The sequence below is a fragment of the Methylotuvimicrobium sp. KM2 genome, from assembly GCF_038051925.1.
In the GTDB taxonomy this organism is placed as follows: Bacteria; Pseudomonadota; Gammaproteobacteria; order Methylococcales; family Methylomonadaceae; genus Methylotuvimicrobium.
Genome location: NZ_CP150634.1, coordinates 940380 through 954424, shown reverse-complemented (window position 1 = coordinate 954424; position 14045 = coordinate 940380). Strand labels below are relative to the sequence as shown.

Sequence of the window (14045 nt, the reverse complement as noted above, 5' to 3'; positions counted from 1 at the left end):
AGGTGATTCTGCCTTCGGCACACAGCTTCTCGAAGTCCGCTTTTAAGCGACAGACTCATCATATCATGGGTTTTTTCGGCCTCAGCTGGCCGCGTATGAGCGCTGTAACCCGAATTTTTGAGGCTAGATCCCTTACACTACGAGAAATCCACACTACGCGCACTGAGCTGCCCAAAAGACCACAATTAAAATCAGGGCTGCACAATTTCTATTTTTAGACGCTAAAAACCTGTCAAGCTTTTTTTGATTTATTTTATGGGGCGAGTAGTTACCTTTTTTAAATAAATTGACGCATGCCTTCAAAGATTATAGATTTCACCCTGACACTTTGGGGTTTTTGAGGGCGGTTATTTTGCAAGGGCATCGTATTGGTTACATCCGCGTCAGTTCCTTCGACCAAAATCCGGAACGCCAACTCGAACAGGTCGAGGTCAGTAAAGTTTTTACCGATAAGGCCTCCGGCAAAGATACCGAACGCCCCGCCTTGGAAGAATTGCTGGCGTTTGTCCGGGAGGGCGATACGATCGTGGTGCATAGCATGGACCGCTTGGCGAGAAATCTGGATGACCTGCGGCGCTTGGTTCAGCAATTAACCCAACGCGGCGTGCGCATCGAATTCGTCAAGGAAGGCCTGACGTTCACCGGCGAAGATTCGCCGATGGCCAATTTATTGCTCTCGGTCATGGGGGCGTTTGCCGAGTTCGAGCGGGCTTTGATCCGAGAACGGCAGCGCGAAGGCATTGCGTTGGCCAAACAACGCGGCGCCTACCGGGGGCGCAAGAAAGCGCTATCGCCAGAGCAAGCCCGAGAGCTGCAACAGCGTGTCGGAGCGGGCGAGCAAAAAGCCACATTAGCCCGCGAGTATGGCATTAGCCGGGAAACCCTGTATCAATATTTGAAAAGCGCTGGGTAGTTCCTTTGGAGAATAGTTTCAGAGGCAAAATAGGGTCTTTGGGTCGGCCCTTGTCGAATCTCCTAAAAACGACCGTTATTAGGCGATCGATTTTCATGGAAAATGAGTTGCATGAAGTATATATTGGTTGCATATGTTGCAACCAGATAACGGGGTAAAGCCATGACGACGACAGTGGGTGTAAAGCTCGACGATGAAACACGGGAGCGTCTGAAAAGTTTAGGGGAAATGAAACAACGCTCTGTGCATTGGCTTATGCGTCAGGCGATACAGGACTATGTCGAAAGAGAAGAGAGAGAAGAGCGCCGCAATCAAGAAGCCGACGAGGCTTGGCTTGAATACAAGCAATCAGGGATTGGTGTGGATAATGACTCTATGATGACTTGGCTGGATAGCTGGGGAACAGATAAGGAAATAGAATGCCCCAATCCAAAACCTCACCATTAATTTGGTCTTTAACAGCCCGTGCGGATTTAATAAGGCTACGGGAATTTATAGCGCCTCATAATCCGGAAGCCGCGAAAAATGCGGCAAAAAGCCTAAAAAATGCAGCAAACCTCATTATCCAGCATCCCGGCATTGGAACGCGCTTAGAAGGGCGACAGGATCGCGAGCTCTTTGTTCCGTTCGGTAAGCGCGGCTATGTTATTCGTTATCGAATTGATGGTACCGCCATAGTTATCTTAAAAATCTGGCACAGCCTTGAGGAAAGAGAGTAGCCAAGACCTTTCTTCGTATTTACTCAACAGCGAACGTTTTTGAGAGGCTATCTGAACGACGGTTATTCAACCAATCTACCCGTCACCAAACCGCCCCCACCAACAAAAACGCCGAAACCACAAGCACCTTCATCCCTAAAGCGGCCGCATAATCACATCTACGATCGTCCATAATCTCGGCCACCCGATTCCTAACCTGATCCTGCATGTGAATTTTTCGTTGCATGGGGGGCTCTCCTCATTTAAGGGTTTTTTCGCCTTTAAGCTGATTTCACATTTTCTGCATATTCTGGCCCAACCTGAACACCGATTCTGATTCAATCTGAACAGTCATTCTGATCGAAGCCGCATTAACACCCCAACCAAAAATGACCGGCACATTCTTAACAAATAGCTTATTTAGATCTTCTTTTCGACTTTCAGCGAAAATGGAGTGCGCCACTGATTTTTACTTGTCAGATTTAATAAACTTATAGAGAACACCTGAGTTAGGTGAACGAAGGTCTGAAAGGTTTAAAATTCTTGCATCATCAAATGAAGCTTCATTCATAACTTTCATGATCTGGTATTGCGTATCGTCTGGTTTAGCTTTAGACGGCATCGAATTGTTTTCAATGCCACCTAGTGGATAAGAAGAACCAGGATTCATCATGACCACCATAAGGTCTGGTTCTCTTTTCAAGGTGCCTAATCGCTTGATGTCGAGATACTTCCTAAACCTATAATCGCTGGCTTCGTAAAAAAGACCTGTAACTTCGAACTCAGTGCTCAACTTAATTCTTGCGTGCATTTAAGTTATTATCCAGACGGGGCTAACACACGTATTTTCCTGCGCAATCGTCCCGCCATTCTTGGCACTAGCCTACTGAATTAAACCAATCACCGTTTCCCGCCAAAGAGCCATTTCAAAAGAGCAGCTAAACCAAATGTCGTTCTCGAATAAACCCGATTGTACGCGGCTTTTTTGGGGTTGGTTAGCCACAACCGTACCCACGAGGCGCTTTAACGCCGAGGGAATGGCGAATATGCCGCTTAACCGATGTTCGCGAGGCTAAACGTTTTTTCAATGACGGTTTACGGAATCCAATTTTCATATTTTCACCTCAGTTTTCTTTTAATATTCGCCAAAACCCGCTTACGCTGCAGCGCCTGCTCGAACGTCTCCCCCGGCTTGGCGTACCGGAACCGAGATACTTTTCGATGCCTTCCAGCGTGGTCGGCGGGACAATTTGCAATTCGGCGGCCTTGAATTGCAGGCCGTGCTGCCGGTCGTTGTTCCAGTGGCCGGTGCATTCGATGAATTCGCCGGCGGTCACGCTCGCGGCGCTGCCGACCACGGTTTGCAGCTCCCGCTGGCCTTTGACCTTGACGCGCAGCACGCAAAAGCCGCTGGCTTCGCTGTGGAAGGTGACGCGCTCGATGGAGCCGGAGAGGCGTTCTTGTTGTTCTGGTTTGTTAATGTGAAAACCCGAAAGACAAAATCAGAGAGGTTCTGTCATCGATCGAATAGCTTCAAGTTCCTTCGCCCGTTTAGCCGTTTCGGTCATGAAACAATCATTGGCCTGAACGCGGGCTATCGAGCCGCCATCGGGATCGTTGTAAAAATGGCAATGCGCTTCCCGGTATTTCAGCCAGGCTCGTTGCGCGTCTCGCAAAGCGGTTTTGCGCGCGGCCGGAAGCGTGTCCATCAAGGTTTTATAGGCCCGGTTAAGCCGAGCGTCCTGCCGCTCGTGTTCCTGGCCGATGCAGTCAATCATGTTCACCGTCACGCCACCCGATTGATCCATGCAGCTAGAAAACTCGGGGTTTAGTTCGGCATCGGCGGCAAAAGCTGAATGGCTCAATATCAACAACCAAAAGGCACAGGCACGGTACGTTTGACTTATCATTTGCAGTTTCATCGAGTTGATCCTTCTTTTTTATATTGTCGCAGCACAATAAGCCGCGATCCATAAGGCGCAATAGGCGATAGCCGTATTGCGCCTTATGGGTGTATGCAGCCTACTTGCTCATAACATCAATCGCTTCCCATACAAACATCCAAAGTTCCATAAGGTAAACCCATGTCTTCTTCGGTATTCCGAAGTAAAACATCTGAGTGACATAAGCTCATATAGGCTTTCACTAATTTCTTGGGGTTAAGATCATGTTGGTGGGCAATTCTTTTGACGATTTTGTTATCGCTATTTAAAAAAACACCGCCGCCTACGGAATCTTCCAACTCACAAACCGCTGCATGAAGTTTTTCTTTATAGTTGTCTTGCTGGCGTTGTTTAATACGATTTCGATTATATTGATTGATTTCTGTTTGTGTAAACGATGTATCGCCATGATTTTGTAACATAGTCACCTCAATAAACAAGTTAACATTATTAAAACATTCCCTCCAAACCCTTCGGCAGCGCATCATGCCCCGCCATCCAAGCGCATCTCCACCATTTCATCCCCCGGCCGCAACCAAAACTGAACCACCACTTCCCCCCGAATCGCGGTCAGATTCAAATAATCCCGCAAATCCTCCGCCTTCGCATAATGCAGCCTGACCTTCGCCCCGCTCCAGCTCACCGGATAGTACGCCTCCAGTTGCGTGACATCGACGACTTTGTCGGCGTCGATGTGCAATTCGCCGAGCAAATAATAACCGTGGTTCGCCTTCAAATTCTCGACCAGCCAGCGCAACGACCGGCCTTTCATGTCGACGCGCTGAGAGATCACGCGCAGCGGCTCGCCCTCGATCAGCACCGCGTCGACCGGATATAAATTGTGGTGCAATTGGCTCTTGCCGACCGAGCGGGCCTGGCCGTGGTATTCGACGATCAGGCCGCTTTGCCAGGCGCCGAGCACCGGGCAGGTGCATTCGATATGCTCCAGCGTCAGGTTGTCGATAGCTTTGAGTTCCAGCGTGTGCCAATTTTGACCCTGAACTTTAACGAATTCGTCATAAGCAATATCAAAATCCCGCAATATCTGATGCAGGCCGACGCAAAACACCAGCAGCGAACATAAGACGATTATTTCCGCCTTGCTGCCGACTTCCAGCCGGAACCTGACCTTGCCCGGCATGACCACGCGGATCGGCGACGGCCAGAACAAATCCACGCCCCGGATGTTGGCCATGTCGATCTGGATGTGCGACCAATAGCCGCCGAGCACCGCCCAAAAGCACAACGGCGAGGCCAACGCCGCGAGGACGCCGACGCCAAGGATCGAATGGGTAATCGTCCGGTGACCGAAACGCTTTTCCAGCGGTACCGAGATAAAGAACAGCGGCCGACCGACCTTTGAGGTCGGGATGTCGATATAGGGCATGAACGAGAACAGCACCGCCACGGCCCAGGTCACGGGATCGGTCGGGTATTCGAACACCGCCGCCCCGCCGAGATACAGCGCGGTCGAGAAGGCGGCGTGGGTGGCGGCTAACATATCAAACGGTATGATATGAAATGGTATGATATGACATCATTTCATACGGTATTGCCGGATAGATTCTCACCGCCCTACACCTGATGCCGTGGCTTGCCAACCGGCGGCGTTGTTTATTTTTGTTTGTACACATCGCTGCGCTTATCCACTTTCAACACCAGAACCGTCACGATCCGATCCTCGATGCTGGCGATGACACGGTATTTGCCAATGCGGTATTTCCAGAACTCGCCGAGTTTAGAACCGGCCAGCGGTGCACCTAGACTACGCGGATTGTCCGATGGCGCCAGCCGCTCGGTCAAAAACTTTAAAATCCGGCGGGCAACAACCTTGTCCAGCTTTGCCAATTCGCGTTCGGCGGCCGGATCGAATTCAATCTTCCAAATCATAGCGTTTCAGCACGTCCTCGAGCGGAATGGGTTGCGACCGTCCGGCGCAAATCTCGGTCAGGCGCTGTTCAGCCAGATACAAGTCTTCCAAGTCGTCCAGATGCCGCTCGATGGCTTGTCTGGCATAAAAGGTTTTCGTGCGCCCCGTGAGTTTGGCTAAATTATCCAAGCGTTTTTCCAGCTCGTCCGGCAGTCGTATCGCTAACATGGGTTTACCCTCAATGAATAAATGCTATACAAGTATAGCACTACCGCCCTACCCCCTTGAAGATGAAATAGCGGAAGGTCAAAAACAGCGCCGCACCCCATGCCGCCGAGAATGTACAGCATCTTGTCGCCGGTACCCATGCCGACATAGCGCATCGACACGATCAGCGCCCCCAGGACCATCACCATCGGCGTGAAATCGAGATACTGGACGCCGGCCTCGTGGCGCATTTCCCGCACCTTGCGCTTGTCGATGATCCGCTCCTTGCCCGACTCGTCTAGCATGTCGTAGATCGCCTGCGGCACCCCGCCCGACTGCTTGACGACGTGACTGATGTACAGCTCCGGCGATTCGATCAACACGCCCTGGGTCTCGATATACTTCTTGACGATCGCGCGCACCGTCTCCGGCGACAGCGGCTTAACCGCGATTTCGCGCATCTTCCACCACAGTTTCCGGACACGAGCCTTTTTCTCGGAGGCGCAGCCGATCACCTGGGCATGGTCGAAGATGGCCAGCCAGAACGCCATTTGCGTAGGCGTCAGCGAGGTCAGATCGTCGACCGCGATGACCGGCTTGGCTTCGTCCTTGGCCAAGGCCGGAATCAAGGCCTGGGTCAGATCGCGCATGCTCATCCGGTTGACCTGGCTTTTGATCTCCTTCCAATCGATTTCGGAACCGGGCACGCCATGAAACTTGGCCGGCAATTCCAGTTGCTGCGCCGTGATCAGCTCCAGCGCCAGCATCTGCCGGGCCATTTCGACGAACTGCCCCTTCGCCTGATGATCGTGCAGCCGGATCACTAGCTCGATCTTGCCGCCCAGCCGATCGAGCGCCGCCCTCAGCACCGCCGATTTGCCGATACCGACCGGCCCGGTCAGAATGACGTGCTTGCCCTTCTTGATCTCGGTCACCAACTCTTCGACCACTTCCTCGCGACCGGTCAAACCCACAATCTCATCCATCGACGCCCTCCAACGTTTCGGTCTTGCCTTCCAGATAGGCCAACAGCGTCCGCCATTCCGGACCGGCATAGCGGGCCAGCTTGTAACGCTGGGTCTTGATCAGCAGCGTATCTTTCGCCACCAGGGCGTCTTCGGCGTTGACCTTGCTGCCGATTTGCCACAGCTCGTTCATGTCCGAGGCGTAGCCTTGGTCGATGCGGTCCTTGACCCAGGCGGCCTTCTCCTTCAAAAACTTGCGCTTCACTTCCGAGGCCTCCAGGTCCGCCTCCAATTGCCGCAATTGCACGATATCGGCCACCACGCGCGACAGCATATCGTCAAACGCCTTGGCTTCGGCGACTTGCTTCAAGGCCGCCTCCCGCTCCTCCTTGACCGACGACAACGGGATGTTGATCTGCAGGCCGCCGAACACGGTATACGGATCGTCCCGGAACTCGGTGCCGCCGACACCGACCCGACCGGCCAGCGAGGTGTTTTGCAGCGCCCAGGTCAAGGCGTCCGGCTTGGCGTAAGCCTTGGTGACGTTTTGCTGAGCCAACAGAATCGGATTATGCCGAGCGATGAACGTCAAAACGGCATCGTCGTCCCAGGCGACTACCCGGAACGGCAAGAATAAGGCTACAATAAAGACGATTCGCACAATCATAGGCGCACTTTTAATACATAAAAGTGTAATTTTGTTTTAACTTAGTCTAGCTTTTGTAGCCGCAAAAGTGAATATGAATATTAAAGAAGCCGAAATTTTATTTCAGGCCGGCGCACTGAAGACGCCGGTCATCCAAAAACACGCCTCCGGAGACGGCTGGACCGTCACGCTGGCCGGTAAGCACAACCTAAATCCGATGCTGGAGACCGCGCGCGGTCAGGTGCGAGTGTTCAAGCGCCTGGACGCGGCGGTGGGGGTGTTGTTTGAGGTGGGGTTTAGTGAGATAACGATTGTTCGGTAAACAGAGATTAACCATGTACCGAATCAAAAGCCAACGACTCTAGCCATAATTTTCAACTTCAACAGTTTTTACATCAGTTATTTATCTTAATTCTTTTATGGCAATTTTCGCATTCCAAAAGTAACTATTCAGCCCCCCCATTACAAAAATCATCCAATCAGTCACTAAAAAACTGTATTTTCAAGCCGCCAAGACGTATCCTGTGCACCATGCAACTGAGCGATCATGACCTAAACCAACTGGATGAAGACAGGCTTCTGGACTTACCGGAAGAGGATTTGCGTCGCCTTTCGATTCGCTTGCTCAACGATCTCAAGGAAGCACGCGAGCGCTTGAAGCAAAACTCGCGCAATAGCTCCCGGCCACCCAGTAGTGAAGCACCGTGGGATAAGGCGAACGATACAGCCAGTGATACCGATGCGATAGACGCTGGCGAAGACACGCCGGACCAGGAGGCAGATAACACATCTTCCGCCCCACCTGCTAAAGAATCCAAACAAGATTCTCAAACCGACTCGTCTCAAGCTTCGGATGATGTGCGTAACCCCGGTAAGCAGCCTGGTGCGCAAGGCTTCGGTAGACAGCAAGTCCTGCCGGTGACCGACTATCAAGACCATCGTCCCGAGCTTTGCGCGTGTTGCGGTACTGTGTTCACGACAAGTCAGCAAAAAGCGTATACCGCTTTTGATACCGTTGACCTCACCTGGGCTGACGCGAACGATCCGGGCTTGAGATTGATCACGACGCGGCATACCTATTATGAAGCGACGTGTCACTGCGGCCATGTGACGCGAGGCGAACCGTATCGTCATGTGCCCCACGGCAGTTTGCCGAACGTCGTGTGCAGCGAATGGCGCCTGGTCGGGCCGGGTTTAGCCGCCTTGATTGTGTGTCTGGCCTATCGCATGCGGCTATCCCGTGAGCGCATCCGCGAATTCTTGCAGGATTGGTTAGGGTTAAGTCTCAGTGTCGGCACCATCAACAACACCCTGCATGAAAGCGGCGCGGCGGCGCTGCCGATCGAAGACGAACTCATTGACGCCGTGGTCAATAGTCAATTACTGCATGTCGATGAAACGTCTTGGATGGAACTGACGACCTTCTTATGGCTGTGGGTGTTCAGTACGGATACCGTGACTGCTTACTGGATTGCCTACCGCAGTGCCGAATTGCTCGAGAACCTCTTGGGCTCGGATTACTTGGGCTGGCTCATGAGCGATGGCTACCAAGCCTATCGCAGATACCCGAATCGCGTGCGTTGCTGGGCGCATCTGCTGCGCAAAGCCCAAGGGCTGGAAGAGAGTTTCGACCCTGTGGCACGCCAGTTCGGCAAACAAACACTAGCGTTGCTGAATACACTGATGAACGCGATTCGAGAGGCCCGTGTCGACCCACCCGACAAACTGTTGACGGAAACCTTTCAAGAATCACTGGCGCTCTATCGAGCGCTATGCGAAAGCCTGCGCGAAGCAACGCATAAAAAGACGCGTGAGCTGGCCGGTGAAATGCTCAATGATTGGGAGGCGATCTTTCAGGGCGTTGCATCCTATCATTTGCCGTTGACCAACAACGAAGCCGAGCGGGCACTGCGGCACTGGGTGATTTTGAGACGCATCAGCTATGGCACTCGCACCGAACAAGGCTCGCGGGTATTCGCCATTTTAATCAGCGTGATCGAAACCTGTCGTAAAAGACAGCAATCCCCTTGGCTTTATTTGGCAGTAGTCATTGATCATCAGCGAACCGGTCGGCCGATTCCAAAATTGCCTCCAGTGGACTGGGGGTCTGAATAGTTACTTCCAAAAAGTACATTGCCGTACCATTTTCAAAAGACTTCATACCAACTAAATCACCTTTACAATCTTCGCAATACTGAGGCTTAGAGCGAAAAACAGATCGGTATTTATCGGAATACCGGTCTGCTTTATATAACTTAATCTCTGCCATAATTATGAACACCGAAGCTTTAAAAAAGGAGAGTTCAGTTTTATGTATTTTTTCCCAGCGAAAAAGGCTTTAACCACCCTAAACCGGTTTAGGGTGATTTATGCGTGAGATAATTCAATGTCTTATGGATTGGGTAGGCAGCATCCCAAGCGATGAAAAACCGCACCAAGTCCTTCGAGCACTAGCGGAAGAATCGCTCAAAAAAGCCGATTTGGAAGAGAAAAAAAGGCGTTTCACCAATAAAGATACCTGGCCGCTGCACATGCAATTACCAATGATCCTCCCAATAAATGGGTCAATTGGAATAAATCGGTTTTGCCCTATTGGAATTCTAGAAAAAAAGATGTGATAGCGCTTGCCGAAAAAAGGAACCTTAATTGCTATCCGGAACTTGATTCCTATATCCCGGAAAAGGCCGGACGTGGTAACGAATCCCTATATTGGATTAAAGCCGAACCGCTCCCTGAAACCGGCAACAATGATGACGAAAAAAATTCAGCAATTGAGCCGGATAAAACGAAAAATCAATCCCGAATTAGTTTCCAGTATGAATTAGCTGAAAACGGCGAAGTAAAAACAACTTGGTGGGCAAAATGGCTATTCCACGATGGTCAGATACGCCTATCGAGCTGGCATATCTGGTTTATCGCCGGTTGGTTAATCACCCTTGGCGGCAGTGTAATTGCACTCTCTTACCTCGCCTGGCTAGGCTTAACCATTCCAAAACCAGTAACAACCAGAGAGTTGACGATATTTATAAGCATCTTTGCTCTTCCATGTGGAGTTTGGATCTTTTCATCAGGCCTTGGCTTCGTTTATTCGAAGATCGCATTGTCGTCGCTTCCGAGTTAATAACCGCTATAGAACAAAAATCGGCGCAACTGGAGTTGTTCAGAAACGGCGACTTAAGGATTATTCGCCTTGTAAGCTATACCGCGCCCTGTCCGGTCTGCGGAGCAACAGTCCACCTCGATAACGGTGAGCCCGACTTTCCCAGACGCTTAGTTGGTCGCTGTGCCGACAGCCCAAGAGAACACATTTTTAGCTTTGACCGGGTTACAAAAAAAGGCTCCGTTTTGAGAAGCCCAAATGCCTAAATAAAGAATCACCGATCGAAAACTTACCAACAAACAATAAGTAAATTCGAAAACCTATATTTAAAACCGATAAATATCCCAAGCTGATCGAATGGGTCAAAGGCTTCGGGGCGGCGATGTATGCATCTGAGTGTCAAGGCTTATCGCTCTAAACACGGCTATGGGTATGTATGGCTATCGTGGTTTGTACCTCCTGAATCCCATAACGATGGTGCCAAGACCGAGCAAGGAAAGCACAGTAGGTTCCGGGACATCAATTGCTCGTGTTGCTATTTCGAATCGCCATTCGATTCTTTGTTCGGGATCGACTTTCAAAGCGGGCAAATCGATCGCAAAGATATCCGTACTAACTAAACCGACACTGGCCCCCGAAGGATTGCCAACATTTGGAGTGATACTCTCAATTATCTGCTGAATCGCTGGCCAACTGTTAAAGAGAAAAGTCCATTGCCTACTCGTGAAATCAACAGAACCGGTTGAAGACAGATTGGTGTAGTCCAAAATCAATCCATTATCAAAAAAATTAGCAGATCCAGCTTTGATATCGTCGGTTTCGAGAAAGGAAAATTCGACAAGATCACCGATTTCTGTACTAGAGAATGGAAAGCCCGAATGCCCGGAAATGTCTAGGTATGCTCCGACTTCTGCTCCCACCAAGGCTGAATTTGCGTCATTCGTATACAATCCCGCAAAAGTCAAAAATATAAATGCCATATTTAAAACTACTTTTGGTCGTTTCATGATTTTCTCCAAGCCTTAAGCTATACCTGCGTTAATGGTGGCATACCTGTGGGAGCCAAAGCTTTCCCAAGGGGTTGATTGCAAATTTTTTTGATGGCAAGCAGATTTGTTAAGCTGCGCATTATTTTTTAGGACATGACAGAACATCTTCGAAATCAACCGGTAGTTAAGAGGTAATCTGCGAACCAAAAAAATACATGCCACTCCGTCTGGCGATTAAAACAAAAAAAGCCAGACCACCTATGTGACTATAACGCTAGTCACATTCGGCAATCCGGCTTTCCTGGATCAGAGGATCCGCGATTTTCTGTCCCTATCTTACGATAGGTTTGGCTTTATTATTTTTTTGCAGTGAATCACAAAATGATTCAATTTTCAACTGAGTATTTTAGTGAGTTATTGAATTGTATTACGTTTTAGATTAAGGCATACATAGACAACACAATGACCGACATCCCGAACCTCTGGGCGCAAGGCTGGGCGTTTTATAAATCCGGCGGCAAGGGCTTTGTGCCGGCCGAAGACGATCCGGAGTTGATCGAATGGGTCAAAGGCTTCGGGGCGGCGATGGCCGATTACGACCTGGAAGGCGAATACCCGAGTATTCAAACCGCCCTGCTCGATCATGGCATCGATGCGGATTTGATTGCGGAATGTTTGGACGCGGCCGAAAGAATCCTCGCGGAACCGGTGTTCAACCGCTGGCCGTCGGTGCCGGTGCGGGGTTATGGCGAAGGGAACCTTCGGGTTGGGCCGTTTCTGGTGGTGCTGCCGGAAGCGGCGAATGATGGTTAGTTGGGGTAGAGAGTTTTTTATGGCGGTTTTGACCAGGAAGGGACATTTAGTGATTTTAGCGTATGGCTACTGCAAAACAAAAAGCAGCCTTTGAACTCTCAAGCTCAGCCGCGAGCGCGGCGACCGGCATGTCAGCAGGAGCGTCTGTTGGCAGACATACGCCTGTTTTGTTCCAGACGGGCCTGATGGTGGCCACGAGACTGTCTTCTAGTCCTGCGGCCAAATTGACATGAAAGCCGCCATAGTAGAGCAGTCCGTTGTCTGGAAGTGCGTGAATTTCCACCGCCGTTGAGGACGCCAAGGTTTCTTCTATGAGCTTTTTTCCCTTGATGTTAGTGGGATTGCGTTGGGCCGGGATTCTGGTAGCCGTAAAGGCGCTTCTTCAAAGGCTGTGCTGTCTTTCCGATGTACATGACTAAGCCAGCAACGACAAACGCATAAAGAATATTTTGAGAATTTGCTTCCGCAATCAGGGCGCACTTGGCCTGGCCTGATTCAAGGCGCCACTCTCCAACCTTGCAAAAGCCCATGCGCTCCAAGCGTTCCAAGGGAGATTGCTCATCTGTCATGGCTGCCAACGTGGAGCTAAGCGGCAAAGTGGAGCACGCAGCGTACCCAAACGGCGATAGGCTGGGCAACAGCGCCGTTTGGATCTGAGCGCTTGAGTAATGTGTTGGGCATATAGCTAATTAATTCGCTTTCCTTTTACGGTAGCTCTCGAATAACACCCATTTAAAATACCTCTCCTTATAAGAGTGGCTTTTAATGATTTTATGCTTCCTGTGGCGTCAAAGTTAAAAGTCCCAACCGCAGCAAAATGGTCATATGTGTCACCATAAAAGGCACTAAAGGATGCCCTCTTTGAAGAGATCATTGAGCTTTCTATATCTAAAACTCCGACCTCTTTCGTAAGCGATTGATCCAAATAGACGGTAGCGGAATATAAATCATCAATTCTGACCCAAAAACCCATGCTATTCCTTGGGCCGAATGAAAGGGGCTTGCTGCCATAACAATATTCCGTTCCTTTCGTATTTAGCTTGAGAACCTCACCTACTGCCCAAGAAAGACTTGGTGCAAAAATTATGGCCGCTGCAAGAACTAGCCTTTTCATATAACTACCTCCGTATTGTTTGTGGGTTCTACTACATGCCTAACGTAGAAGTCACCGGTGCTGCCGAATACGCATCTGTCCCCAATTTGTCCCTTGGGTTTTAGTCTGATGGTGCATTGAAATTTCTTGCATTCACCAGATGCGCACTCGCCATCTCGAATACACCGATCTTCCATTTGTTTTTCTGCATGGACGGGCAAAGAAATCGACAATGCAAATGTGGTAACTCAGGTGGCTAGGGATGCTTTCATAAACATTGAGAACCCTTCCTCTATTGCGACAAAAAAGGCGTTGTCGCATCGCCCAACGAGTAATTATATAGTTTCTGTTTATTATCCAAGATTGGCACACGCTAGACAATAAACTCCGCATAATTTCTCAGAATACTACTCTATATCTTTCTGTGTCGGGTCATATACAGTTTCTTTTTATCTTATGACCGTCCGCTGTCTGGCAACGATCTGACGACCAATAAAACACTTTGAACGGCAGCTTGGAGACGTAACCAGCCCTACCTCAACTTCCGCTTAACCTCCGCCAGACCCCGCTTCCGATCTAACATCTGCTCAAACGTCCCGCCATTCTTGGCACTAGCCTACTGAATTAAAACAATCACCGTTTCCCGCCAAAGAGCCATTTCAAAAGAGCGGCTAAACCAAATGTCGTTCTCAAATAAACCCGATTGTACGCGGCTTTTTTGGGGTTGGTCAGCCAACCGTACCCACGGGGCGCTTTAACGCCTAGGGAATGGCGAACATGGCACTTAACCGATGTTCGCGCGGCTAAA

At 50.1% G+C, this 14045-nt stretch carries 21 protein-coding genes and 1 riboswitch; of the genes, 8 read left to right on the top strand and 13 right to left on the bottom strand.

Annotation, left to right across the window (positions count from 1 at the left end; genetic code table 11):
• Positions 1 to 352: 352 nt before the first annotated feature.
• The 3 genes from WJM45_RS04290 to WJM45_RS04280 all read left to right on the top strand — a co-directional run bounded on the left by WJM45_RS04290 (position 353) and on the right by WJM45_RS04280 (position 1632).
• Complete coding sequence (locus WJM45_RS04290; protein WP_341327752.1) at positions 353 to 913, top strand: recombinase family protein; 561 nt, start codon at positions 353 to 355, stop codon at positions 911 to 913.
• 162 nt (positions 914 to 1075) lie between these two features.
• Positions 1076 to 1360 (top strand): ribbon-helix-helix protein, CopG family, encoded by a 285-nt coding sequence (locus WJM45_RS04285; protein WP_341327751.1) that lies wholly within the window; start codon positions 1076 to 1078, stop codon positions 1358 to 1360.
• Entirely contained in the window at positions 1333 to 1632 is a 300-nt protein-coding gene (locus WJM45_RS04280; RefSeq protein ID WP_341327750.1) for a type II toxin-antitoxin system RelE/ParE family toxin, read from the top strand. The genes WJM45_RS04285 and WJM45_RS04280 overlap by 28 nt, the downstream gene beginning before the upstream one ends.
• A gap of 82 nt (positions 1633 to 1714) precedes the next feature.
• Here WJM45_RS04280 and WJM45_RS04275 read toward each other — a convergent pair whose 3' ends face one another.
• The 10 genes from WJM45_RS04275 to WJM45_RS04230 all read right to left on the bottom strand — a co-directional run bounded on the left by WJM45_RS04275 (position 1715) and on the right by WJM45_RS04230 (position 7263).
• Complete coding sequence (locus WJM45_RS04275) at positions 1715 to 1858, bottom strand: hypothetical protein (protein WP_341327749.1); 144 nt, start codon at positions 1856 to 1858, stop codon at positions 1715 to 1717.
• 222 nt (positions 1859 to 2080) lie between these two features.
• Positions 2081 to 2422: a hypothetical protein gene (locus WJM45_RS04270; RefSeq protein ID WP_341327748.1), complete on the bottom strand. Its 342-nt coding sequence runs from the start codon at positions 2420 to 2422 to the stop codon at positions 2081 to 2083.
• A 313-nt stretch (positions 2423 to 2735) separates the two neighbouring features.
• Entirely contained in the window at positions 2736 to 3011 is a 276-nt protein-coding gene (locus WJM45_RS04265) for a hypothetical protein (protein WP_341327747.1), read from the bottom strand.
• A gap of 102 nt (positions 3012 to 3113) precedes the next feature.
• Positions 3114 to 3533: a lysozyme inhibitor LprI family protein gene (locus WJM45_RS04260; protein WP_341327746.1), complete on the bottom strand. Its 420-nt coding sequence runs from the start codon at positions 3531 to 3533 to the stop codon at positions 3114 to 3116.
• A gap of 116 nt (positions 3534 to 3649) precedes the next feature.
• Positions 3650 to 3976 (bottom strand): hypothetical protein, encoded by a 327-nt coding sequence (locus WJM45_RS04255; protein WP_341327745.1) that lies wholly within the window; start codon positions 3974 to 3976, stop codon positions 3650 to 3652.
• A gap of 62 nt (positions 3977 to 4038) precedes the next feature.
• Complete coding sequence (locus WJM45_RS04250; RefSeq protein ID WP_341327744.1) at positions 4039 to 5055, bottom strand: metal-dependent hydrolase; 1017 nt, start codon at positions 5053 to 5055, stop codon at positions 4039 to 4041.
• 113 nt (positions 5056 to 5168) lie between these two features.
• Positions 5169 to 5444 carry a type II toxin-antitoxin system RelE/ParE family toxin gene (locus WJM45_RS04245; RefSeq protein WP_341327743.1) on the bottom strand — a complete coding sequence of 92 codons (276 nt, stop codon included), beginning with the start codon at positions 5442 to 5444 and terminating at the stop codon, positions 5169 to 5171.
• Complete coding sequence (locus WJM45_RS04240) at positions 5428 to 5652, bottom strand: DUF6290 family protein (protein WP_341327742.1); 225 nt, start codon at positions 5650 to 5652, stop codon at positions 5428 to 5430. The genes WJM45_RS04245 and WJM45_RS04240 overlap by 17 nt, the downstream gene beginning before the upstream one ends.
• On the bottom strand, positions 5646 to 6617 hold the full coding sequence (locus tag WJM45_RS04235; RefSeq protein WP_341327741.1) for an ATP-binding protein: 972 nt from the start codon (positions 6615 to 6617) through the stop codon (positions 5646 to 5648). Before WJM45_RS04235 ends, WJM45_RS04240 begins: the two co-directional genes overlap by 7 nt.
• Positions 6610 to 7263 (bottom strand): hypothetical protein, encoded by a 654-nt coding sequence (locus tag WJM45_RS04230; RefSeq protein WP_341327740.1) that lies wholly within the window; start codon positions 7261 to 7263, stop codon positions 6610 to 6612. The genes WJM45_RS04235 and WJM45_RS04230 overlap by 8 nt, the downstream gene beginning before the upstream one ends.
• A 73-nt stretch (positions 7264 to 7336) precedes the next feature.
• Between WJM45_RS04230 and WJM45_RS04225 the strand changes: the two genes are divergently transcribed.
• The 4 genes from WJM45_RS04225 (at position 7337) to WJM45_RS04210 (ending at position 10363) form a co-directional block, all read left to right on the top strand.
• On the top strand, positions 7337 to 7564 hold the full coding sequence (locus WJM45_RS04225; protein ID WP_341327739.1) for a hypothetical protein: 228 nt from the start codon (positions 7337 to 7339) through the stop codon (positions 7562 to 7564).
• A gap of 209 nt (positions 7565 to 7773) precedes the next feature.
• On the top strand, positions 7774 to 9357 hold the full coding sequence (locus WJM45_RS04220) for an IS66 family transposase (RefSeq protein WP_341327738.1): 1584 nt from the start codon (positions 7774 to 7776) through the stop codon (positions 9355 to 9357).
• 254 nt (positions 9358 to 9611) lie between these two features.
• On the top strand, positions 9612 to 9860 hold the full coding sequence (locus WJM45_RS04215; RefSeq protein WP_341327737.1) for a hypothetical protein: 249 nt from the start codon (positions 9612 to 9614) through the stop codon (positions 9858 to 9860).
• Positions 9857 to 10363 (top strand): hypothetical protein, encoded by a 507-nt coding sequence (locus WJM45_RS04210; RefSeq protein ID WP_341327736.1) that lies wholly within the window; start codon positions 9857 to 9859, stop codon positions 10361 to 10363. The genes WJM45_RS04215 and WJM45_RS04210 overlap by 4 nt, the downstream gene beginning before the upstream one ends.
• A gap of 419 nt (positions 10364 to 10782) precedes the next feature.
• On the opposite strand, the gene WJM45_RS04205 is transcribed toward WJM45_RS04210, so the two are convergent.
• On the bottom strand, positions 10783 to 11349 hold the full coding sequence (locus WJM45_RS04205) for a PEP-CTERM sorting domain-containing protein (RefSeq protein ID WP_341327735.1): 567 nt from the start codon (positions 11347 to 11349) through the stop codon (positions 10783 to 10785).
• Positions 11350 to 11614: 265 nt separating this feature from the next.
• Positions 11615 to 11693: riboswitch (cyclic di-GMP riboswitch) on the bottom strand.
• 100 nt (positions 11694 to 11793) lie between these two features.
• Here WJM45_RS04205 and WJM45_RS04200 point away from each other — a divergent pair.
• The gene (locus WJM45_RS04200; RefSeq protein ID WP_341327734.1) at positions 11794 to 12144 is read left to right on the top strand and encodes a hypothetical protein; all 351 of its coding nucleotides are present in this window, start codon (positions 11794 to 11796) and stop codon (positions 12142 to 12144) included.
• A 332-nt stretch (positions 12145 to 12476) separates the two neighbouring features.
• Here the strand turns inward: WJM45_RS04200 and WJM45_RS04195 are convergent, their stop codons facing one another.
• Together WJM45_RS04195 and WJM45_RS04190 are read right to left on the bottom strand one after the other, a co-directional pair.
• On the bottom strand, positions 12477 to 12713 hold the full coding sequence (locus tag WJM45_RS04195; protein ID WP_341327733.1) for a hypothetical protein: 237 nt from the start codon (positions 12711 to 12713) through the stop codon (positions 12477 to 12479).
• Positions 12714 to 12829: 116 nt separating this feature from the next.
• Positions 12830 to 13258, bottom strand: a complete 429-nt coding sequence (locus tag WJM45_RS04190) for a hypothetical protein (protein WP_341327732.1) — start codon at positions 13256 to 13258, stop codon at positions 12830 to 12832.
• Positions 13259 to 14045: the final 787 nt, after the last annotated feature.